Origin of the sequence: Streptomyces sp. NPDC048057, from assembly GCF_040653095.1 — a bacterium.
In the GTDB taxonomy this organism is placed as follows: domain Bacteria; phylum Actinomycetota; class Actinomycetes; order Streptomycetales; family Streptomycetaceae; genus Streptomyces.
The window spans coordinates 150,088-171,401 of record NZ_JBEZNF010000001.1 but is presented as its reverse complement, the minus strand read 5'-3'; the positions used below and the strand labels follow the sequence as shown (position 1 = coordinate 171,401).

Annotated in this window: 18 protein-coding genes; 5 read left to right on the top strand and 13 right to left on the bottom strand. The window is 72.4% G+C overall.

Annotated elements, in window-relative coordinates; all coding sequences use genetic code 11:
* Positions 1-23: 23 nt before the first annotated feature.
* From AB0E05_RS00785 to AB0E05_RS00730, 12 genes are all read right to left on the bottom strand, one after another.
* Positions 24-416 (bottom strand): YccF domain-containing protein, encoded by a 393-nt coding sequence (locus AB0E05_RS00785; protein WP_361956530.1) that lies wholly within the window; start codon positions 414-416, stop codon positions 24-26.
* Positions 413-1,270: a zinc metalloprotease HtpX gene (gene htpX, locus AB0E05_RS00780; protein ID WP_361530530.1), complete on the bottom strand. Its 858-nt coding sequence runs from the start codon at positions 1,268-1,270 to the stop codon at positions 413-415. Before htpX ends, AB0E05_RS00785 begins: the two co-directional genes overlap by 4 nt.
* A gap of 195 nt (positions 1,271-1,465) precedes the next feature.
* Entirely contained in the window at positions 1,466-3,013 is a 1,548-nt protein-coding gene (locus AB0E05_RS00775) for an NADH-quinone oxidoreductase subunit N (protein WP_361957241.1), read from the bottom strand.
* A 35-nt stretch (positions 3,014-3,048) separates the two neighbouring features.
* Positions 3,049-4,638 (bottom strand): NADH-quinone oxidoreductase subunit M, encoded by a 1,590-nt coding sequence (locus AB0E05_RS00770; protein ID WP_361956525.1) that lies wholly within the window; start codon positions 4,636-4,638, stop codon positions 3,049-3,051.
* A 3-nt stretch (positions 4,639-4,641) separates the two neighbouring features.
* Positions 4,642-6,654, bottom strand: a complete 2,013-nt coding sequence (locus AB0E05_RS00765) for an NADH-quinone oxidoreductase subunit L (RefSeq protein WP_361956522.1) — start codon at positions 6,652-6,654, stop codon at positions 4,642-4,644.
* Positions 6,651-7,052, bottom strand: coding sequence for an NADH-quinone oxidoreductase subunit NuoK (gene nuoK, locus AB0E05_RS00760; protein WP_361956519.1), 402 nt, complete (start codon positions 7,050-7,052; stop codon positions 6,651-6,653). The genes AB0E05_RS00765 and nuoK overlap by 4 nt, the downstream gene beginning before the upstream one ends.
* Positions 7,052-7,717, bottom strand: a complete 666-nt coding sequence (locus AB0E05_RS00755) for an NADH-quinone oxidoreductase subunit J (RefSeq protein WP_361956516.1) — start codon at positions 7,715-7,717, stop codon at positions 7,052-7,054. Before AB0E05_RS00755 ends, nuoK begins: the two co-directional genes overlap by 1 nt.
* Positions 7,714-8,325 carry an NADH-quinone oxidoreductase subunit I gene (locus tag AB0E05_RS00750; RefSeq protein WP_361956511.1) on the bottom strand — a complete coding sequence of 204 codons (612 nt, stop codon included), beginning with the start codon at positions 8,323-8,325 and terminating at the stop codon, positions 7,714-7,716. The genes AB0E05_RS00755 and AB0E05_RS00750 overlap by 4 nt, the downstream gene beginning before the upstream one ends.
* A gap of 2 nt (positions 8,326-8,327) precedes the next feature.
* Complete coding sequence (locus AB0E05_RS00745) at positions 8,328-9,293, bottom strand: complex I subunit 1 family protein (protein WP_361956508.1); 966 nt, start codon at positions 9,291-9,293, stop codon at positions 8,328-8,330.
* Positions 9,290-10,600 carry an NADH-quinone oxidoreductase subunit C gene (locus AB0E05_RS00740; protein ID WP_361956505.1) on the bottom strand — a complete coding sequence of 437 codons (1,311 nt, stop codon included), beginning with the start codon at positions 10,598-10,600 and terminating at the stop codon, positions 9,290-9,292. The genes AB0E05_RS00745 and AB0E05_RS00740 overlap by 4 nt, the downstream gene beginning before the upstream one ends.
* Complete coding sequence (locus AB0E05_RS00735; RefSeq protein ID WP_361956502.1) at positions 10,597-11,211, bottom strand: NADH-quinone oxidoreductase subunit B family protein; 615 nt, start codon at positions 11,209-11,211, stop codon at positions 10,597-10,599. The genes AB0E05_RS00740 and AB0E05_RS00735 overlap by 4 nt, the downstream gene beginning before the upstream one ends.
* The gene (locus tag AB0E05_RS00730; RefSeq protein WP_361956499.1) at positions 11,202-11,600 is read right to left on the bottom strand and encodes an NADH-quinone oxidoreductase subunit A; all 399 of its coding nucleotides are present in this window, start codon (positions 11,598-11,600) and stop codon (positions 11,202-11,204) included. The genes AB0E05_RS00735 and AB0E05_RS00730 overlap by 10 nt, the downstream gene beginning before the upstream one ends.
* Before the next feature lie 343 nt (positions 11,601-11,943).
* On the opposite strand from AB0E05_RS00730, the gene AB0E05_RS00725 reads away from it, so the two are divergent.
* The 5 genes from AB0E05_RS00725 (at position 11,944) to AB0E05_RS00705 (ending at position 18,809) form a co-directional block, all read left to right on the top strand.
* The gene (locus AB0E05_RS00725; RefSeq protein WP_361956496.1) at positions 11,944-13,227 is read left to right on the top strand and encodes a sensor domain-containing protein; all 1,284 of its coding nucleotides are present in this window, start codon (positions 11,944-11,946) and stop codon (positions 13,225-13,227) included.
* Between the two features lie 111 nt (positions 13,228-13,338).
* Positions 13,339-14,670, top strand: a complete 1,332-nt coding sequence (locus AB0E05_RS00720) for a sensor domain-containing protein (RefSeq protein ID WP_361957238.1) — start codon at positions 13,339-13,341, stop codon at positions 14,668-14,670.
* 152 nt (positions 14,671-14,822) lie between these two features.
* The gene (locus tag AB0E05_RS00715; RefSeq protein ID WP_361957235.1) at positions 14,823-15,482 is read left to right on the top strand and encodes a response regulator transcription factor; all 660 of its coding nucleotides are present in this window, start codon (positions 14,823-14,825) and stop codon (positions 15,480-15,482) included.
* 269 nt (positions 15,483-15,751) lie between these two features.
* Positions 15,752-17,746 (top strand): 2-oxoacid:acceptor oxidoreductase subunit alpha, encoded by a 1,995-nt coding sequence (locus AB0E05_RS00710; protein ID WP_361956493.1) that lies wholly within the window; start codon positions 15,752-15,754, stop codon positions 17,744-17,746.
* Positions 17,739-18,809: a 2-oxoacid:ferredoxin oxidoreductase subunit beta gene (locus AB0E05_RS00705; RefSeq protein WP_361956490.1), complete on the top strand. Its 1,071-nt coding sequence runs from the start codon at positions 17,739-17,741 to the stop codon at positions 18,807-18,809. Before AB0E05_RS00710 ends, AB0E05_RS00705 begins: the two co-directional genes overlap by 8 nt.
* 134 nt (positions 18,810-18,943) lie before the next feature.
* On the opposite strand, the gene AB0E05_RS00700 is transcribed toward AB0E05_RS00705, so the two are convergent.
* Positions 18,944-21,157: a bifunctional serine/threonine-protein kinase/ABC transporter substrate-binding protein gene (locus AB0E05_RS00700; RefSeq protein ID WP_361956487.1), complete on the bottom strand. Its 2,214-nt coding sequence runs from the start codon at positions 21,155-21,157 to the stop codon at positions 18,944-18,946.
* Positions 21,158-21,314: the final 157 nt, after the last annotated feature.

Genomic DNA, 21,314 nt, shown 5'->3' with positions numbered 1-21,314 from the left:
GCGAGGTGCGCCGTCGCGCGGCGTCAGCGGGCGGCGAACGGCTGGTCCGTGGGGACGATCTCCTTGCCCAGCGGCATCAGGGACACCGGAATCAGCTTGAAGTTCGCGATGCCCAGCGGGATTCCGATGATGGTGATGCAGAGGGCGATCCCGGTGAAGATGTGCCCGAGGGCCAGCCACCAGCCCGCGAGGATCAGCCACAGCACGTTGCCGACGCACGACGGCGCGCCCGCGTCGCGCCGGTCGACCACCGTGTAGCCGAAGGGCCAGAGGGCGTAGACGCCGATGCGGAAGGCGGCGAGCCCGAAGGGGATGCCGATGATCGTGATGCACAGCAGCAGCCCGGCGAGCACGTACCCCAGGAACATCCAGAAGCCGCAGAGTATGAGCCAGATGATGTTCAGAATCGTCTTCATGGACGTCGACCTGCCATCTGTTCGAGTCGGGCGATGCGCTCGGCCATGGGCGGATGGGTGGAGAAGAGCTTGGCTCCCTTGCCCGGGCGGAAGGGGTTCGCGATCATCATGTGGCTCGCGGTCTCCAGCCGGGGCTCGGGCGGCAGCGGCAGCTGCTTCGTACCGGCGTCGAGCTTCCGCAGCGCGCTGGCCAGAGCCAGCGGGTCACCCGTGAGCTGGGCTCCGGACGCGTCCGCCTCGTACTCCCGGGAACGGCTGACCGCGAGCTGGATGATGGCCGCCGCCACCGGCCCCAGGATCATGATCAGCAGCATGCCGAGGATGCCGGGGCCGTCGTCGTCCGAGCGGCCGACGGGGATCAGCCAGGCGAAGTTCACCAGGAACATCACCACGGAGGCGAGGGCGCCGGCGACGGACGAGATCAGGATGTCCCGGTTGTAGACGTGGCTCAGCTCGTGGCCGATGACGCCGCGCAGCTCGCGCTCGTCGAGGATCTGGAGGATGCCCTCCGTGCAGCACACGGCGGCGTTCCGGGGATTGCGGCCGGTGGCGAAGGCGTTCGGCGCCTGGGTCGGGGAGATGTAGAGGCGCGGCATCGGCTGGCGGGCGGCGGTCGAGAGCTCGCGGACCATCCGGTACAGCCCGGGGGCCTCGAACTCGCTCACCGGGCGGGCGCGCATGGCGCGCAGGGCGAGCTTGTCGCTGTTCCAGTAGGCGTACGCATTGGTGCCGATCGCCACGACGAGGGCGACGATCAGGCCCGTACGGCCGAAGAAACTGCCGATGACGAGGATGAGTGCGGACAGTCCCCCGAGGAGTACGGCGGTCTTCAGCCCATTGTGCCGGCGGTGCACGGTACGCCCTCCAGGTGGTGCGGCAGGGGAACCCTCTTGCGTCGTGGTCTCCACTCTCCAGTGGACCCTTCTGTACTGGTCAACGCCAGGCGAGGGGGTCGAGTTCCCTGGTGCTCCGGTGGGCGTCCCGGCCATCCGGGTGACGGCCGGAGCCGCCGCCACGGGGCGGTGCCGTCACCACGGGGGTTGGCGGCGTCAGAACAGGTCGACGGCCGCGAAGCGCAGGACGAGCTGCGGGTAGCCGGACAGGACGACGCCCGCGACGGCGGTCAGCGCCAGCGCGGCGGCGAGGGACCGGGGCACGGCCAGGGTGCCGCCCGCCGCCGCGGCCGGCCCCGCTTCCGCGGTGCCTTCGCCGGCCCCCTCGGGGGCGCGGAAGAGGACCGCCGTCCAACGCAGGTAGTAATAGAGCGCGATGACGACGTTGACGGCCATGACCACGGCCAGCCAGCCCAGACCCGCGTCGACGGCCGAGGAGAAGACGGTCACCTTGGCGAAGAGGCCGATGATGCCCGGCGGCAGCCCGGCGAGGCACAGCAGGAAGAAGCCCATGGTCAGGGCGGTCAGCGGTCGGGTCGCGTACAGGCCGCGGTAGTCGGAGATCCGGTTCAGCCGGTGCGTGCGGGCGACCAGTGCGGCCACCGCGAAGGCGCCGAGGTTCACCACCGCGTACATGAGCGCGTACGCGACCGTGGAGCCGATCTGGTGGTCGCTGGAGTACGCGGCGGCGGCGATCGGCACCAGGATGTAGCCCGCCTGCGCGACGGACGACCAGGCCAGGAGGCGGACGGCGCTCCACGCGCGCGTGGCGGACTGGCGCAGGGCGGCGACGTTGCCGGCGGTCATGGTGACGGCGGCGAGGACGGCGAGGGCCGGGCCCCAGACGTTGGCGTACCCCGGGAAGCCGATGACGGTGATGACCACGAGGCCGGAGAAGCCCACCGCCTTGCCGACGACGGAGAGGTAGCCGGCGACGGGCAGCGGCGCCCCGACGTAGGTCTCGGGCACCCAGAAGTGGAAGGGGACGGCCGCCGTCTTGAAGGCGAAGCCGATGAGGGTGAGGGCGACCCCGGCCTTGGCGAGGGTGGCCAGTTGGCCCGGGACGTCCGCGACGGCGATCTGGGTGAGGTGGAGGCTGCCGGTGGACGCGTACACGAAGCTGACACCGAGCAGCGTCACGGCCGTCGCGGTGACCGAGGACAGGAAGAACTTCAGGGCCGCCTCGCTGGAGAGGCGGTCGCCGCGGCGCAGTCCGACGAGGGCGAACGCGGGCAGGGAGGCGACTTCGAGAGCGACGACCAGGGTGGCGAGGTCCCGGGAGGCGGGCAGCAGGGCGGCGCCCGCGGCAGACGCCAGCAGCAGGAACCAGAACTCCCCCGCGGGCAGCCTCCGGCGGGTCTCCTGGAGCGAGAGCAGCGCGGTCAGCAGGGCGCCGCCGAGGACCAGGAGTTGGATCGCGAGGGTGAAGCGGTCGGCGGTGTAGCTGCAGGTGGCGGTATCAGTGGTGAGGCAGAACGTGCTGCGGTCGCCGGCGCGCAGCGGTACGAGGGAGACGAGGGCGAGGCCCAGGCCGGTGACGGCGCCGACGCCGAGGAGGCCCTTGCGCCGCTCGGGGACGAAGAGGTCGGCGACGAGCAGGAGCAGCGCGACGGCCGCCGTGATCGTCGGCGGTGCGATCGTGACCCAGTCGACGTTCTGGACGAGGCTGGCGACCCCGCCGGTGCCGCCGTCGGACGCCGCCAGGTGGGCCGCCGCGGGGGCCGTGCCGGTAGCGATGGTCACGAGGTGCCTCCCGAGAGGAGCTTCTGCACGGCCGGGTCGGTGAGGCCGAGGAGGACCGCGGGCCACAGCCCGGCGATGACGGTGAGGGCGACGAGCGGGGTCCACGCGGCGAACTCGTACGCCTGCACGTCGGGGATGGGCTTGGCCTCGGTGTCCCCTTCGGCCGGCACGGGCACGCCCATGCACACGCGGCGGACGACGATCAGGAGGTACGCGGCGGTGAGCAGGGTGCCGAATCCGCCGATCGCCATGAAGGTGAGGAAGGCGGGGCGGCTGAGGCCGGGGGCGGGGTCGAAGGCGCCGAAGAGCGCCAGCATCTCGCCCCAGAAGCCGGCGAGGCCGGGCAGGCCGAGGGAGGCGACGGCGGCGAAGGCGAGGAGTGCGCCGAGGCGGGGTGCGCGGCCGTAGAGCGCGGCGCCGGTGGCGCCGGCGAGGGTGTCGAGGTCGGCCGTGCCGTAGCGGTCCTTGACGGCGCCGACGAGGAAGAACAGCAGGCCGGTGATGAGTCCGTGGGCGATGTTGGCGAACAGCGCGCCGTTGACGCCGGTGGGGGTCATGGTGGCGATGCCGAGGAGCACGAAGCCCATGTGGCCGACGGACGAGTACGCGATCAGGCGCTTCAGGTCGCCGGAGGCGCCGTTCCTGACGAGGGCGAGGCAGGCGAGCGACCCGTAGATGATGCCGACGACGGCGAAGGCGGCGAGGTAGGGCGCGAAGGTCTGCATGCCGTCGGGCGCCACCGGCAGGAGGATCCGGACGAATCCGTACGTGCCCATCTTCAGCAGGACGCCGGCGAGCAGGACCGAGCCGACGGTCGGCGCGGCGGTGTGGGCGTCGGGCAGCCAGCTGTGCAGCGGCCACATCGGGGTCTTGACCGCGAGTCCGAGCCCGATCGCCAAAACGGCGATGACCTGCGTGGACGTGGTCAGGCCACGGCCGTTGTCAGTGGCGAGTGCCACCATGTCGAACGTGCCCGACTTCAGGCCGATCAGCAGGAAGCCGAGCAGCATGACGACCGAACCGAGCAGCGTGTAGAGGATGAACTTCCAGGCGGCGGCCCGCCGGCCCTCGCCGCCCCAGCGGGCGATGAGGAAGTACATCGGGATGAGCACCATCTCGAAGGCCAGGAAGAACAGCAGCAGGTCGAGGACCGCGAAGGTCGCGAGGGTCCCCGATGCGAGGACGAGCAGCAGCGCGACGAACGCCTTCGGGGAGGGCCCCGTCGGCATCTTGAAGTAGCTGTACAGCGCGCACAGGAAGGCCAGCAGCGCGGTCAGGACCAGGAGGGGGAGGGAAATGCCGTCGATGCCGAGGTGGATGCGCACGTCGAGTGCGGGGATCCAGCTGATGTCCGTGCTGGCCTGCATCTTCGACGGCTGGTCGTGGTCGAAGCCGATGACGAGCAGGATCGCGGCGGCCAGCACCGCGCCGGTCACGGTCACGCCGTGGCGCAGCACCGCCTGGTCCGGGTCCTTGCCCCGCAGGCCGGGCGGGGCGGGCAGCAGGGCGGCCACGGCCCCGATGAGCGGCCCCACGACGACGAACGCGAGGAGGAACTGCATCACGGACTCGCTGATATCGATCACGGCTCACGACCCCGCGTTGACGTTGGACAGGACGACCGCGGCGATGACCAGGACGACGGTGCCCGCGAGCAGTGCGCTGACGTAGGTCTGCACGTTGCCGGTCTGGGCGCGGCGGACGAGCCAGCCGAGCCCGTTGGTGCCGGTGGCCGCGGCGCGCACGTAGGTGTCGATCACCTCGCGGTCGAGGAAGCGGACCAGGCGCGCGCCGGCGAGTACGGGGCGGACGAAGAGCGCGTGGTACACGGCGTCGAGGTGGAAGCCGCTGGCCGCGTGGCGGTGGAGCGGGCCGAGCAGCATGCGGCCCGGGTCCGCGGGGTCGGGGGCCGAGGCGGGCGATCCGTAGGCCGGGGTGTGGGCCGCGATGGCCTCCGCTTCGACGGCGTAGGGCGCGGCGTCCGGGTGGGCGACGACGGCCCCTTCGGGGGTACGGGTCTGGAGCGCGGCGGCGCGGGGCCGCAGGGAGTGCCAGGCCGCGTAGGTCACCGCGGCGCCGACGACGGCGGTGCCGGTGCCGAGGACGGCGGTGGTCACGGTGGGTGCGAGGCTCTGCCCGTCGAACCAGCCGTCGAAGTAGCCGAAGGCCACGCCGAATCCGAGGGAGGGGATCGCGAGCAGCCACAGGACGGCGGTGATGGCGAGGGGCTCGCGGCCGTGGTCGGGCGCTTCGGCGCCCCGGCCGCGGAAGGCCAGCAGCCACAGCCGGGTCGCGTACGCGGCGGTGAGCAGCGCGGCGACCAGACCGGCGATCAGTACGGTCCAGCCCGCCGCGCCGGGTGCGGTGTTGGACTCGCCGAGCGCGGTGTGTTCGGCGGCGACGAGGACGGCTTCCTTGGTGAAGAAGCCGGCGAAGGGGGGTACGGCGGCGAGCGCGAGGAGGGCGATCGTCATCGTCCAGAAGGCGTCGGGGGTGCGGCGGGCCAGTCCGCTGGTCCTGGACATGACGGCCAGGGAGTTGGTGCCGGCGGCGTGGATGACCGCGCCGGCGGCGAGGAACAGCAGCGCCTTGAAGGCGCCGTGGGAGAGGAGGTGGAAGACGGCGGCACCCCGGTCGCCGACGGCGAGCGCACCCGCCATGTAGCCGAGCTGGCCGATGGTCGAGTAGGCGAGGACCCGTTTGATGTCGTCCTGGGCGAGGGCGGCGAGACCTGAGCCGACCATGGTGACGGCGGCCATCACGGCGAGGACGGTGAGTGCGGCGGCGGAGGCGGCGAAGACGGGCAGCAGCCGGGCGACGAAGTAGATGCCGGCGGCGACCATCGTCGCGGCGTGGATCAGCGCGGAGACGGGCGTGGGGCCCGCCATCGCGTCGGGCAGCCAGGTGTGCAGCGGGAACTGCGCCGACTTGCCCGCCACGCCGGCGAGCAGCAGCAGCGCCACCAGGGTGGGGTGGTCGAGCCCGCCGTCGGCGACGGTGTCGAGGATCCCGGTGATCCGGAAGGTGCCGGCGTCGGTCGCGAGGGCGAACAGCCCGATCAGGAAGGGGACGTCGCCGAGCTTGGTGACGAGGAACGCCTTCAGGGAGGCGGCGCGCGCCTCCGGCGTCTCCCAGTAGTGCCCCACCAGGAAGTACGAGCAGATGCCCATGATCTCCCAGCCGACCAGGAGCACCATCAGGTCGCCGGAGTAGACGACGAGCAGCATCGCGGAGGTGAAGAGGGAGACGAGGGCCGCGTAGGAGGGGTAGCGGGGGTCGTCGCGCAGATAGGCGGTCGAGTAGATCTGCACGCACGAGGCGACGACGCCGACGAGGACCGCGACGAGGACGGCGAAGCCGTCGAGGTAGAGGGCGAGGTCGATGGGGACGGACCCGGTCGGGGTGAGCCGGGTGGCGGCCGAGATCGGCCCTTCGCCGCCCTGCCGGACGGCGACGACGGCCGCGAGGACCGCGGAGGCCAGGATCGGCAGGACGGCCAGGGGGCGGACGAAGCCCGGGGCGGTGCGGCCGAGCAGCAGCCCGGCGACGGCGCCGAGGAAGGGGAGGAGGGGGACGAGGACGGCGAGGGTGGTGGTGGTCACGCGGTGGCCTCGGCCTTCTGCGTCGCCGGGGCGGCGGAGTCCGGGGTGGTCGGGGCGGCGGGGGCGCCGGGCTCGTCGGGGCCGTCGCCGGGGCCCTCCGCGGTGTCGCGGAGCCGGTCGACGTCCGAGGAGCCGCGGTTGCGGTAGACCATCAGCACGATCGCCAGCCCGATGCCGATCTCGGCGGCGGCGATGGCGATGGTGAAGAGGGTGAGGGCCTGGCCGGAGTGCAGGGCGTCCCGGAGCCAGACGTCGAAGGCGACGAGGTTGAGGTTGACGGCGTTGAGCATCAGCTCGACGGACATCAGGACGAGGATCGCGTTGCGGCGGGCGAGCACGCCGTAGACGCCGATGCAGAAGAGGAGGACGGAGAGCACGGCGGGGTAGGCGAGGTGCATCAGTCGTCCTCCTCGGTGTCGGAGGCGGCGGCGCTCGGGGCGGTGGCGGGGCCCGCGGGACCGGCGGGGTCCTCGGGACCGGCGGGGCCCGCGGGACCGGCGGGGTCCTCGGCGTCGGTTGCCGCGGCGCGCTTGCGGGACAGCACGATGGCGCCCACGAGGGCCGCGAGCAGCAGTACGGACAGCGCCTCGAACGGCAGCACCCAGTGCCGGAAGAGGATCTCACCGGCCGTCTTGGTGGACCCCTGAGCCGGCCCGTCGAGGTCGATCCAGGTGGTGCGGAAGGCGTCCACGACCACCCAGACCAGGGCGACGGCGGCGGTGGCCGCGACCGCGAGGGCGACCGGGCGGTTGCCGGAGTCGGCGTCCGGGGAGCGGCCGATGGGCGCCCTGGTGAGCATCAACCCGAAGAGGAGGAGGACGACCACGGAACCGACGTAGATCAGGACCTGCACCCAGGCGATGAACTCCGCCGTGAGCAGCAGGTACTCGACGGCGAGGCCGCCGAGGGCGACCACCAGCCACAGGGCGGCGTGCACGAGTTGGCGGGTGGTGACGGTCATGACGGCCGCGCCGAGGGTGACGAGGCCGACGAGGAGGAAGGCGATCTCCACGCCCGTGGGCGAGAGGAAGCCCTGGGGTGCGGTGGCGGCGAGGAGGTTCACGCGGCGCCTCCCCCACCGGGCGCGCGCCCGTCCGACGTCCCGTCGCTCCGAGCGCCCTCGGCCGGGGCTTCCGCCTCCTGGGCACGGGCGGCGGCAAGCTTGTCGGCGGCCTTGCGGGCGGCGGCGACCTCCTTGGGCTCCTCCGCCGCCGCGTCGAGCGCGGGCGGCGCGGGCACCGTCCACATCCACTCGCGGAGCTTGTCGCGCTCGTGCGTGAGGTCGCGGATGTCCGTCTCCGCGTACTCGAACTCCGGCGACCAGAACAGCGCGTCGAAGGGGCAGACCTCGATGCAGATGCCGCAGTACATGCAGAGGGCGAAGTCGATGGCGAAGCGGTCGAGGACGTTGCGGCTGCGCTCGCGCCCACCGGGGGTGGCCGCCGGGATCGTCTCCTTGTGGGAGTCGATGTAGATGCACCAGTCGGGGCACTCGCGGGCGCACAGCATGCAGACCGTGCAGTTCTCCTCGAAGAGCCCGATCACTCCGCGGGTGCGGGGTGGCAGTTCGGGCTGCACGTCCGGGTACTGCGCGGTGACGGACCTCCTCGTCATCGTGCGCAGGGTGACGGCGAGCCCCTTGGCCAGGCCGGAGCCGGGGATCGGGGACATGGTCAGATCACCACCTTCACGATGCCCGTGAGGGCGATCTGGGCGAGAGCGAGCGGGACGAGGGTGGTCCAGGCGAGGCGCTGGAGCTGGTCCTCGCGCATCCGCGGGTACGACACCCGGAGCCAGATCACGACGAACGCGAGCACGGCGGTCTTGAGCAGCGTCCAGACCCAGCCGAGCCCGTCGGCGCCGAACGGGCCGTGCCAGCCGCCGAGGAAGAGGACGGTGGTCAGCCCGCACAGGACGACGATGCCGGCGTACTCGGCGAGCAGGAACAGCGCGAACCGCAGCCCGGTGTACTCGGTGTACGCACCGAAGATGATCTCCGAGTCGGCGACCGGCATGTCGAAGGGCGGGCGCTGGAGTTCGGCGAGGCCGGCGACGAAGAAGACGACGGCGCCCACGATCTGCCAGGGCAGCCACCACCACTCGAAGGCGTCGAGGATCCCCGGCAGCGAGACCGTGCCCGCGGCCATCGCGACCGAGGCCGCGGCGAGCAGCATCGGCAGCTCGTACGCCAGGAGCTGGGCGGCCGTGCGCAACCCGCCGAGCAGGGAGAACTTGTTGGCCGACGCCCAACCGGCCATCAGCGAGCCGAGCACGCTGACGCCCATGACCGCGAGGACGAAGAAGATGCCGGCGTCGACGACCTCACCGACCGCGCCCTCGCCGGGGCCGATCGGGATCACCAGGAGCACGAGGAGGTACGGCAGCAGGGCGACGGCGGGCGCGAGTTGGAAGACGCGCCGGTCGGCGCCGGCCGGGACGACGTCCTCCTTCTGCGCGAACTTCACGCCGTCCGCGACGAGCTGGGCCCAGCCGTGGAAGCCGCCGGCGTACATCGGGCCGAGCCGGCCCTGCATGTGGGCCATGACCTTGTGCTCGGTCTGGCCGATGAGCAGGGGGAAGACCAGGAAGACGGCGAAGACGACGAGGAGCCGGACGAGGACGTCGAGAGCGTCGTTCACGTGGGGTCGCCTCCGGCGGTGTCGTCCGTGCCGCGGTCCGGGGCCCTTCCGGTGTCGGGGTCCTTGCTCGGGCCCTCGCCCTCGGCCTTCTCCTCGGCCTCGTCGGCGGTGGCGGCGGCTTCGTCGTCGCTGCCGGTGTCCGGGCCCTTCGGGCCGGCCTGGGCGTCGTCGAAGGCGGGGCGCGCGTGGTGCCAGGGCGCGTCCGAGCTGTGGGTGCGCGGCGACGACGCCCCGGGCTGGGCTTCGGGTCCGGATTCGGGTACGGGTTCGGGTTCGGCCTCCGGCGTACGCGGTGCCGCGGCGCGCTGGCTCGCGGACCCCTCGCCCGCGCTGCGGCTGCGCCGTGGCCCCGCACCGCCGGGCGTCTGGCTCGCCGAGCCGTCCGCGGCGCTGCGGTTGCGGCGCGGACCTGCGCCGCCGGCCGCCGCACCGGACTCCTGGCTCGCCGAGCCGTCCGCCGCGCTGCGCATGCGGCGGGGGGCCTTCGGAGCCTCGCCCGTACCGCCTGAACCGCCCGTACCGGCAGATTCCACCGGAGCCGTCGGTTCCGTCGGGGCCGTCGCGGACTGGCTCGCCGAGCCCTCCCCCGCGGTACGGGTACGACGGACGGGACGCTCCGCGGCGCCCGCGCCGGCGCCCGCTGCGCGGGCCGCCCTCGCCGGGCGCGCCGGCGCGGGCGGGAGCTGACCCTTGAGCGGGCCCCATTCGTTCGGGTCGGGCACGCCGGGCGGCAGCATCTGGCGGCGCTTGGGGCCGTGCGCCCCCGCCGCGGACTCGCCCGGCTCCTTCGCCCCCGGCCACGCCTTCGCGACCCGCGCCGCCAGGACGAAGTCCTTGCGCAGCGGATGCCCCTCGAAGCCCTCGGGCAGGAGCAGCGGCGCCGGGTGCGGGTGCCCGGTGAAGGTCACGCCGAACATCTCGTGCGTCTCGCGTTCGTGCCACTCCGCGCCCGCGTACACGTGCACGGCGGTGGGGAGGGCGGGGGCGTCGTGCGGGACGGTGGTCCGCAGCAGCAGCCGGCGGACCCGGCCCGTACCGCCCGCAGAACCAGAACCAGAACCGGGGCCGGAACCGGAACCAGGAACGGCGGCGACGTGCGCGCAGACGCGGAAGCCGGTGCCCGGTTCGTCGACCGCGCTCAGCCAGTCGAAGTAGGTGCAGCCCAGCTCGTCGCGCGCGGTTTCGAGGGCCGCGATCCAGGACCCGGCCGGCACGTCCACGGTGAGCAGGTCGTACGCGGACTCCGCCGTGGCGTCCGGCCCGAAGACCTCGGTGACGGCGTCGGGCAGCCGGTCGTACGCGGTCATGCGTCGCCTCCCGCACCCGGCGCGGGCGGCGGGGTGACCAGGCCGCTGCGGAGTTCGGTGACGGAGGAGCGCGCTCCGCCCGATCCGTACCGCTCGCCGAGCGATTCGCGGGCGATCTTCTCCTGGAGCTTGAGGATGCCCTGGAGCAGCGCCTCCGGCCGCGGCGGGCAGCCCGGCACGTACACGTCCACGGGGATGATCTGGTCGACGCCCTTGGTCACGGAGTACGAGTCCCAGTACGGCCCGCCGCAGTTGGAGCAGGCGCCGAAGGAGATCACGTACTTGGGCTCGGGCATCTGCTCGTACAGCCGCTTGATCGCGGGGGCCATCTTGTCCGTCACCGTGCCGGAGACGACCATCAGGTCCGCCTGGCGCGGGCCGGGCGCGAACGGGATCACCCCGAGCCGGATGAAGTCGTGGCGGGACATCGAGGCGGCGATGAACTCGATGGCGCAGCAGGCGAGCCCGAAGTTGAAGACCCAGAGGCTGTAGCGCCGGCCCCAGTTCAGGACCACCTTCATCGGCTCCGGCGCCAGCCGGGAGAGGACCCCCAGTCGCTTCGGCTCGGGCAGCAGCTCCGGCGCGTCGGGCGGGGGCGGGGTCACGTCCATGTGAGGACGCCCTTCTTCCATGCGTACAGCAGTCCCACGGCCAGGAAGCCGAGGAAGATGAACATCTCGACGAGCGTCGTCGCTCCGTATCCCGCCGCCGCGAAGACCGTGGCCCAGGGGAAGAGGAAGATCGAGTCGACGGCGAAGATCACGTACAGGAAGGCGTAGACGTAGTAGCGGACCTGGGTGTGGGCCCAGCCCTCGCCGACCGGGTCGACGCCGCACTCGTAGGTGAGCAGCTTCTCCGGGGTCGGCACCACGGGCCGCAGCAGTCGTCCCGCGCCGAAGGCGACGGCGACGAAGACCACCCCGATCAGCGCGAGCAGTCCGACGACGGAGTAGCTGGCGAAGTAGTCGGACTGCTCCGCCGCGCGCACGGTCACGGTCACGGTCGGTTCCGGCACCTCAGCCCCTCGCTCCCTGACTCGTCAACCTCGTCGACCTCGTCGACCTCATCGCCGCTGTCAGCGCTGTCAGCGCTGTCAGTCTTGCCAACTTCGTGGACCTTGGAAAGAACTCGTGGACCCGTGGCCGCACGCGTGCGGAATCTGGGAAGGCTCTCAGAATCCCTGGTCCCGTGCGTGCGCGGGCCCTGGTCCCGTACGCACGGGAGTCTAGGCCCTGCTAAAGGGAACGTAAGCAGTCGCACTGGTGCGGGGTGGGGTTAACCCCACCCCGGGGCACCCCCCATCCCCATGGCGCCGCGCGGTCCGGGCAGGCACGCTGGCCGGTATGACCGCCAGTGACTTCGCTTCCGATCCCGCGCCGGGCACGGCGCCGGGCGCCGTGCCGACCGCCGCTCCCTCCGGATCCCGGGGCACGTCCGGCGCCGGAGCACCGCCGCCGGTGGGCTTCGCCTACAGCGGCCACACCTGGCGCGAGATCGCGCACCTCCTGGCGAACTTCCCGCTGGCGCTGTTCGGCTTTCTTTACGTGGTGTTCATGATCGTCGTGGGGGCGGCGCTCTCGCTGACGGTCGTCGGGCTGCCGATGCTGGCGCTGGGGCTGGCCGGGGCCCGGACGCTGGCGGGGGCGGAGCGCACCCGGGCCCGGGCGCTGCTGGGCGTACGGGTGGAGGAGCCGAGTCCGCTGCGGGGCGCCCAGCCGGACGCGGGGTTCTTCGCGTGGTTGTGGACGAGCTTGAAGGACCCGGTGGGTTGGCGCTCGGTGCTGTACTTCGCGATCCGGCTGCCGTGGGGCGTCGTGACGTTCGCCGTGATGCTGCTCTCGCTGGTGGCCCTGTGGCCGGTGGTCGGGTTCCTGGCGCGGGGGCTGTCGAACGCGGACCGGGTGATGGTGCGCGGTCTGCTGTCGCCGTCCGACGAGCTGGAGCGCCGGATCGCCGAGTTGGAGTCGGACCGGGGGGTCGTGGTGGACACCGCGGCGGCCGATCTGCGGCGCATCGAACGGGACCTGCACGACGGCGCACAGGCCCGACTGGTGGCCCTCGCCATGGGACTCGGGCTCGCGAAGGAGAAGCTGCTGGAGGATCCCGACGCCGCGGCGGCCATGGTCGACGAAGCCCACGGCGAAGTGAAACTCGCCCTGCAAGAGCTGCGCGACCTGGCCCGCGGCATCCACCCCGCCGTCCTCACCGACCGCGGGCTCGACGCCGCCCTGTCCTCCGTCGCGAGCAGGTGCACGGCTCCGGTGACGGTCTCGGTCGACCTGACGGAGCGGCCGGCGGAGGCGATCGAGGGGATCGCGTACTTCACGGTCTCCGAGCTGCTCCAGAACATCAGCAAGCACGCCCGGGCCCGTCAGGCGTCCGTCGAGGTGTGGCGCAGCGAGAACCGGCTGATGATCCAGGTCACGGACGACGGGAAGGGCGGCGCGCGGCTGGACGGCGGGACGGGCATGGCGGGGCTCGCCGAGCGGCTGGGGGCGGTCGACGGGCTGTTCGTGCTGGAGTCACCGGCGGGCGGGGGGACGACGGTGACGGTGGAGGTGCCGTGGCGCGACCGGTCGCCGGGGCGGGCGGACGGTCCGGCGCGGGCCGGGAGCCCTCCGAGGTAGGGAAAACCCCCCGGTGAAGACGGCACCGGCCCTCATGGTGCGGACCGGTCCGGACCGCGCATCCTGATTGTCATGACAGCAGCAGCCCGCCCTGGAGAACGGACGACGCAGATGGCCACGAACGACCGAGCGGATCGGTACGACCTGCGCGCCGAGCGCCGTCACGTGGTGCCCGCCGTGCTGCGTGCGCCCTTCGAGGGGCGGACGTGGCGCGAGTTCTGGTACTTGATGCTGAACCTGCCGATCAGCATCAGCCTCTTCGTCTTCGCGGTCGTGGGGCTGGCGACGGGCACGGGGCTGCTGATCACCTTCATCGGCGTCCCGATCCTGGCGGCGACGCTCGCGGGGTGCCGGGCCTTCGGCGCGCTGGAGCGGAGCCGGGCGCGCTTCCTGCTGCGGCTGGACGTGGAGGAGCCGGAGCCGCTGCGGCCGAAGGCGCGGGGGCTGATGTCATGGCTGGGCGCGATCTTGAAGAGCGGGACGTCCTGGCGGCACGTGCTGTACGCGGTGCTGCACTTCCCCTGGGCGGTGACGGCGTTCACGGCCGTGCTCACCGCGTGGACGGTGGGGTGGTCCCTGCTGCTGTACCCGCTGTGGCAGTGGGTCTTCCCCCGGTACGCGGACGTGCCGGGGATCCAGCTCTACGGGGACGGGAAGGGGAACGACTTCTACCTGGACACCCTGTTCGAGATCGCCGCGACGTCCGGCGGCGGGCTCGTCCTGGTGCTGGTGACGGCGTGGACGATCCGGGGGTTCGCGTACGTGGACCGGGTGATGGTCGCCGGACTCCTGGGGCCCTCGCGGCTGGCCGCGCGGGTGGTGGAGCTGGAGTCGGACCGGGGGGTCGTGGTGGACACCGCGGCGGCCGATCTGCGGCGCATCGAGCGGGACCTGCACGACGGCGCACAGGCCCGGCTCGTGGCCCTCGCCATGGATCTGGGGCTCGCGAAGGAGAAGCTGCTGGAGGACCCCGACACCGCGGCGGCCATGGTCGACGAAGCCCACGGCGAAGTGAAACTCGCCCTGCAAGAGCTCCGTGACCTGGCCCGCGGCATCCACCCCGCCGTCCTCACCGACCGCGGACTCGACGCCGCCCTGTCCTCCGTCGCCACCCGGTGCAGCGTGCCGGTGACGGTGGAGGTGGACCTTCCGTACCGGCCGGCCCCGGCCATCGAGGGGATCGCGTACTTCACCGTCTCCGAGCTGCTCCAGAACATCAGCAAGCACGCCCGGGCCCGCAAGGCGTCCGTCGAGGTGTGGCGCAGCGAGAACCGGCTGATGATCCAGGTCACGGACGACGGGAAGGGCGGCGCCGACGTCACCGCGGGCAGCGGTCTCGCGGGGCTGGCGGAGCGGCTGGACGCGGTCGACGGCGTCCTCGCCCTCGACTCGCCGGTGGGCGGCCCGACGACGGTGACGGCCGAGCTGCCCTGGCGCGGCTGAGGCCCGGTCTGTCGGGGTCCGGTCCTGCCGGGCCCCGCCCGAGTTATCCACAGGCTTGCCCGGCGCGATCCGAATCCTGGGATGCTGTTGGTCACGAGGCCAGCAGGCCCGTACGGATCGACAGGGGGAACGGGGCTGTGGTGGACGAGCGGGTGCGGGTGGTCATCGCCGAGGATTCAGTGCTCTTGCGGGAGGGCCTGACCCGGCTGCTGACCGACCGTGGACATGAGGTGGTCGCCGGGGTCGGCGACGGGGATGCGCTGGTCAAGACGGTCGGCGAATTGGCCGCCGCGCAGCTGCTGCCCGATGTGGTCGTGGCCGACGTGCGGATGCCCCCGACGCACACGGACGAAGGCGTGCGCGCCGCGGTGCAGCTGCGCAAGGAGCACCCGGGGATAGGCGTCCTGGTCCTCTCCCAGTACGTGGAGGAGCGGTACGCGACGGAGCTGTTGGCGGGCAGCAGCCGGGGCGTGGGGTATCTGCTGAAGGACCGCGTGGCCGAGGTGCGGGAGTTCGTGGACGCGGTGGTGCGGGTGGCCAAGGGCGGCACCGCGCTGGACCCCGAGGTGGTGGCCCAGTTGCTGGGGCGCAGCCGCAAGCAGGACGTCCTGGCGAAGCTGACGCCGCGCGAGCGCGAGGTGCTGGGGTTGATGGCGGAGGGGCGGACGAATTCCGCGATCGCGAAGCAGCTGGTGGTGAGCGACGGAGCGGTCGAGAAGCACGTGAGCAACATCTTCCAGAAGCTCGGGCTGTCCCCGAGTGACGGGGATCACCGCCGCGTCCTGGCCGTGCTCACGTATCTCAATTCCTGACCGGCCGACTGTCTGTCAGAAATCCTTCAGGCCCACCGAGCCGATAAAGCGGGACCAGTCCTACGTCTAAAGGATGAGCGGAAAGAGGCCGGATCACACTCTTCGAATAACGGGGCGAATGGTGATGAATCGGTACACCGTAGTGTCTCATTTCCCGGTCCAGCATATGAGCGATCCAGGGAAGGCCACCCTAACCAACGTAGGGTGGCACGTGGAACGGCCGGTGGGACGGCCGGTCCGAGCAGCCGCCTCAAGGGAGGTCCAGTTCAGTGACCAGCCAGGTCAGTAGCCCAGCCGAGCACGCCGACGAGGCCGACGGCGTCAGTGCGACCGGCGACGCCCACGAGGCGCTCGTCGGTGGACAGCGTCACTCAGGTACCGACGAGCCCGGCACCGCAGCGGCTGCCGTGGCCAAGGAAGTCCGCAAGGTCGACCGGGTCATCATCCGGTTCGCCGGCGACTCCGGCGACGGCATGCAGCTCACCGGCGACCGCTTCACGTCGGAGACGGCGTCATTCGGAAACGATCTGTCCACGCTGCCGAACTTCCCCGCTGAGATCCGCGCCCCCGCCGGCACCCTGCCCGGCGTCTCCAGTTTCCAGCTGCACTTCGCGGACCACGACATCCTCACCCCGGGCGACGCCCCGAACGTGCTGGTGGCGATGAACCCGGCCGCCCTCAAGGCGAACATCGGCGACGTGCCGCGCGGCGGCGAGATCATCGTCAACACCGACGAGTTCGCCAAGCGGGCCATGGCCAAGGTCGGCTACGACGCCTCTCCGTTGGAAGACGGCTCCCTGGACGCCTACCAGGTCCACCCGGTGCCGCTGACGACGCTCACCATCGAGGCGCTGAAGGACTTCGGCCTGTCCCGCAAGGAGGCCGAGCGTTCGAAGAACATGTTCGCGCTCGGCCTGCTGAGCTGGATGTACCACCGGCCCACCGAGGGCACCGAGGCGTTCCTGCGCTCCAAGTTCGCCAAGAAGCCGCAGATCGCCGAGGCGAACATCGCCGCCTTCCGCGCCGGGTGGAACTTCGGCGAGACGACGGAGGACTTCGCCGTCTCCTACGAGGTCGCGCCGGCCAGTTCGGCCTTCCCCACCGGCACCTACCGCAACATCTCCGGGAACCTCGCCCTGTCCTACGGCCTGGTCGCCGCCGGGCAGCAGGCGGACCTCCCGCTGTACCTGGGCTCGTACCCGATCACCCCGGCCTCGGACATCCTGCACGAGCTGTCCAAGCACAAGAACTTCAACGTGCGGACCTTCCAGGCCGAGGACGAGATCGCCGGCATCGGCGCGGCGCTCGGCGCCGCCTTCGGCGGGGCGCTCGCGGTGACGACGACCTCCGGCCCGGGCGTGGCCCTGAAGTCGGAGACCATCGGACTCGCCGTCTCGCTGGAGCTGCCGCTGCTGATCGTGGACATCCAGCGCGGCGGCCCGTCCACGGGACTGCCGACCAAGACGGAGCAGGCCGACCTCCTCCAGGCGATGTACGGGCGCAACGGCGAGGCGCCGGTGCCGGTGGTCGCCCCGCGCACCCCGGCGGACTGCTTCGACGCCGCCCTGGACGCCGCCCGGATCGCCCTGGAGTACCGCACCCCGGTGTTCCTGCTCTCCGACGGCTACCTGGCCAACGGCTCCGAGCCGTGGCGGGTGCCGGAGGTCGACGAACTCCCCGACCTGCGCGTCCAGTTCGCGACCGGGCCGAACCACCAGCTGGCCGACGGCACCGAGGTGTTCTGGCCCTACAAGCGCGACCCGCAGACGCTGGCGCGCCCCTGGGCCGTGCCCGGCACCCCCGGCCTCGAACACCGCATCGGCGGCATCGAGAAGCAGGACGGCACGGGGAACATCTCCTACGACCCGGCGAACCACGACTTCATGGTCCGCACCCGCCAGGCCAAGGTGGACGGCATCGTCGTCCCGGACCTGGAGGTCGACGACCCGGACGGCGCCACGACGCTGGTGCTGGGGTGGGGCTCCACCTACGGGCCGATCACGGCCGCGGTGCGCCGGCTGCGCGCCGAGGGCGTGCCGATCGCCCAGGCGCACCTGCGCCACCTCAACCCCTTCCCGGCGAACCTCGGGGACGTCCTCGGTCGGTACGCCAAGGTCGTGGTCCCGGAGATGAACCTCGGCCAGCTCGCCACCCTGATCCGGGCGAAGTACCTGGTCGACGCCATCAGCTACAACCAGGTCAACGGCATGCCGTTCAAGGCCGAGCAGCTGGCCACGGCCCTCAAGGAGGCCATCGATGACTGAGACCGTGCACAGTGCGCCCAGCCTGCTCTCCCTGGTGCCCAAGGCCGAGGCGAAGCAGTCCATGAAGGACTTCAAGTCCGACCAGGAAGTGCGCTGGTGCCCGGGCTGCGGTGACTACGCGATCCTCGCCGCCGTCCAGGGCTTCATGCCGGAGCTGGGCCTGGCGAAGGAGAACATCGTCTTCGTCTCGGGCATCGGTTGCTCGTCCCGCTTCCCGTACTACATGAACACCTACGGGATGCACTCCATCCACGGCCGCGCCCCGGCCATCGCCACCGGGCTGGCGTCCTCGCGGCGCGATCTGAGCGTGTGGGTGGTCACCGGTGACGGCGACGCGCTCTCCATCGGCGGCAACCACCTCATCCACGCCCTGCGGCGCAATGTGAACTTGAAGATCCTGCTGTTCAACAACCGGATCTACGGTCTGACGAAGGGCCAGTACAGCCCCACCTCCGAGGTCGGCAAGATCACCAAGTCGACGCCGATGGGCTCCCTGGACGCCCCGTTCAACCCGGTGTCGCTGGCGCTGGGCGCCGAGGCGTCCTTCGTGGCCCGTACGGTCGACTCGGACCGCAAGCACCTCACCTCGGTGCTGCGCGCCGCCGCCGACCACGAGGGCACCGCCCTGGTGGAGATCTACCAGAACTGCAACATCTTCAACGACGGCGCCTTCGAGGCCCTCAAGGACAAGGAGCAGGCGCAGGAGGCCGTGATCCGGTTGGAGCACGGCGAGCCGATCCGCTTCGGCACCGACGGCGCCAAGGGAGTCGTCCGCGACCCGGCGACCGGCGACCTCCAAGTCGTCACGGTCACCCCGGAGAACGAGTCGCGGATCCTGGTCCACGACGCGCACAGCGCCTCGCCGACCACCGCGTTCGCGCTCTCCCGGCTCGCCGACCCGGACACCCTGCACCACACGCCGATCGGTGTCCTGCGCTCCGTCGAGCGCCCCGTGTACGACACGTTGATGGCCGACCAGCTCGACCAGGCCGTCGAGCGCAACGGGAAGGGTGACCTCGGCGCGCTGCTCGCGGGCAACGACACCTGGACCGTCGTCGGCTGATCCCGAGACCCGTCGGCACCGGTCGCGACACCGGCTCCGTTTCCGATTCCGCCCCTCGCTCCGCTCGGAGCGAGGGGCGGAATCGTCTCCCTGGCGGGGGGGACAGCATCAGCAGGCACCGCAGCGGGGGGGGCTCACATCCCCTTCGTCACCTTCTTGTACGGGCCGAGAAAGCGGAGCCGACCGCGGTCGATGCGGTAGGTGAAGAAGCCGTCGGCCGGTTCCACCTTGTTCCCCCCCGAGGGGAACGCGATGGTCTTGGCCACGCCCTCGTACCGCACGCCGGCGAGCCGTCGGGCCAGCGCGCCCCGGTCCGCTCCGCCGGCGCCCAGCCGGCGCAGGCCCTCGGCGACGAAGTGGAGCGCGTCGTACGCCTCGACGGCGTGCGGCCCGGCGTCCCGCACGCGCCAGCGCTCCCGGAAGGCCGTGCGGAACTCCTTCGCGCGGGGGCCCGGCATCTGGGCCGTGTCGACGTAGCCGGTGCCGATGACCCATCCGTCGGCGGCGGCGCCGGCCGCGGTGCGGAAGGCGGGGCCGGCGACGGGTTCGATGGCGCCCCGCAGCCCGGTGTACCCGGCGGCGCGCAGCGCGAGGGCGCAACGGGCGGCGCGGGCCGGGGAGTCGCCCGCGTACACGACCCCGTCGGGCCCGGAGGCCACGGCGGCGCGCACGGCGGCGGTGAAGTCGTCGCTGTCGGCGTCGACCGGGAAGGCGGTGACCCGGGCCTTGTTCGGCGGGGCGTCGGTCAGCTTCTTGCGGATGTTCCAGGCGACGTCGCCCGCCTTCCGGTCCTCGACGACGGCGACCCGCCGCACGCCGTGGACCTCCAGGTACCGCTTGGCCGGGAAGATCAGTTGGCTGTTGTCGGGCCGCAGTTCGAAGTAGGTCCGGCCGACGTCCACGTCGAACAACTTGGAGCCGAAGGCGACGGTCAGCAGGGGCAGCGCGGCGGAGCCGTACGCCTGACCGACGGCGCTGACGATCTCGACCGTCGTGGGGCCGAGCACGGCGACCACGGCCGGGTCCTCGATGAGCCGGGTGGCCACGGCACGCGCCGTGGCGGCCTCCCCCCGGTCGTCCAGGACGGTCAGCTCCAGGTCGAAGGGGCGTTCGCGGCGGGAGTTGAACGTTTCGACGGCGAGCCGGGCGCCGCGTTCCTGGGCGCGGCCGTGGGCCTGCCCCGGGCCGCTGAGGTCGGTGGCGACACCGATGCGGTGCCGGGGCAGGGGGCGCGCGGGGCCGTCGTCGGCGCGGTCGTCCGGGCGGTTCGCGAGCCAGGCGACGGTGCCGGCGGTGGCCACCGCCGCCGCGGACCCGAGGGCCAGCAGGCGCCGTCGTGACGGGCCGCGCGGCGGCCGGGGTGCGCGGCCCGGTGCGATCCCGGTGTCGAGCACGGCGAGTGCGGCGGCGTCGGGCGCCGGGGTGCTGACCGCCGTCGGCGTGGGGACGGGCAGGTCCAGCACCCGGGCGGAGCGCTGCGCGATCAGCGCCGGCAGCCCGTCGGGGAGCCAGTCGGCCGGCCCGTCGGGCGCGCGTCCGGCGGACGGATCCAGTGCCGTGCGCACCTCGTGGGCCGTCGGCCGGGCGGACGGGTCCTTGGCGAGGCAGGAGCGCACCAGTTCCAGCAGCCCGTCCGGTACGCCGTCGAGGTCCGCCTCCTCGTGGACGGTGCGATAGACGACCGCGGCGACGGCGCCCGTGCCGAAGGGGCGCCGACCGGTGGCCGCGTACGCCAGGACGCAGCCGAGCGCGAAGACGTCGCTCGGCGGGCCGACCTCGCCGGCCCCCGCCAACCTCGCCTGTTCGGGGGCGAGGTAGCCGGGCGAGCCGACCATGACGCCGCTCGCGGTCAGCTCGGTGGCGCCGACGGACCGGGCGATGCCGAAGTCGATGAGGCGGGGGCCGTCGAGGGCCAGCAGGACGTTGCCCGGTTTGACGTCCCGGTGCACCAGGCCGCCTCGGTGGGCGGCGGCGAGCACCGCGGCGAGGCGGGCGCCGAGGACCCGTACCGTGCGCTCGGGCAGCGGGCCGCACGCGGCGACGGCCTCGCCCAGTGCGGGCCCGGGCACGAACTCGGTGGCCAGCCAGGGCTCGTCGGCCGCCGGGTCGGCGTCCACGAGGCGTACGACCCAGGGGCCGTCGACCCGGCGGGCCACCGCGACCTCGCGGCGGAAGCGGGCCCGGAAGCCGGGGTCGGCGGCGTGCTCGGCCCGGATCACCTTCAGCGCGACGAGTCCCCCGGTGCCGGAGCGGGCGAGGTACACGACGCCCATGCCGCCGGCCCCGAGCCGGCCGAGCAGCCGGTACCCGGCGAGGGACGACGGGTCGGCGGGCTTCAACGGGTCCACGGCGACCACCTGCGTACGCCGTACGTCACGGTCACGGTCACGGTCGCGGTCGCGCGAACCGGCCGGCACCGGGCCGTGCCGACGACCGCGGGCGCGGTACGTACACCTGCGAGCCCGCCGGCCGCGGCGCCGGGCCGCAGCGAGGTCACCGCCGCCG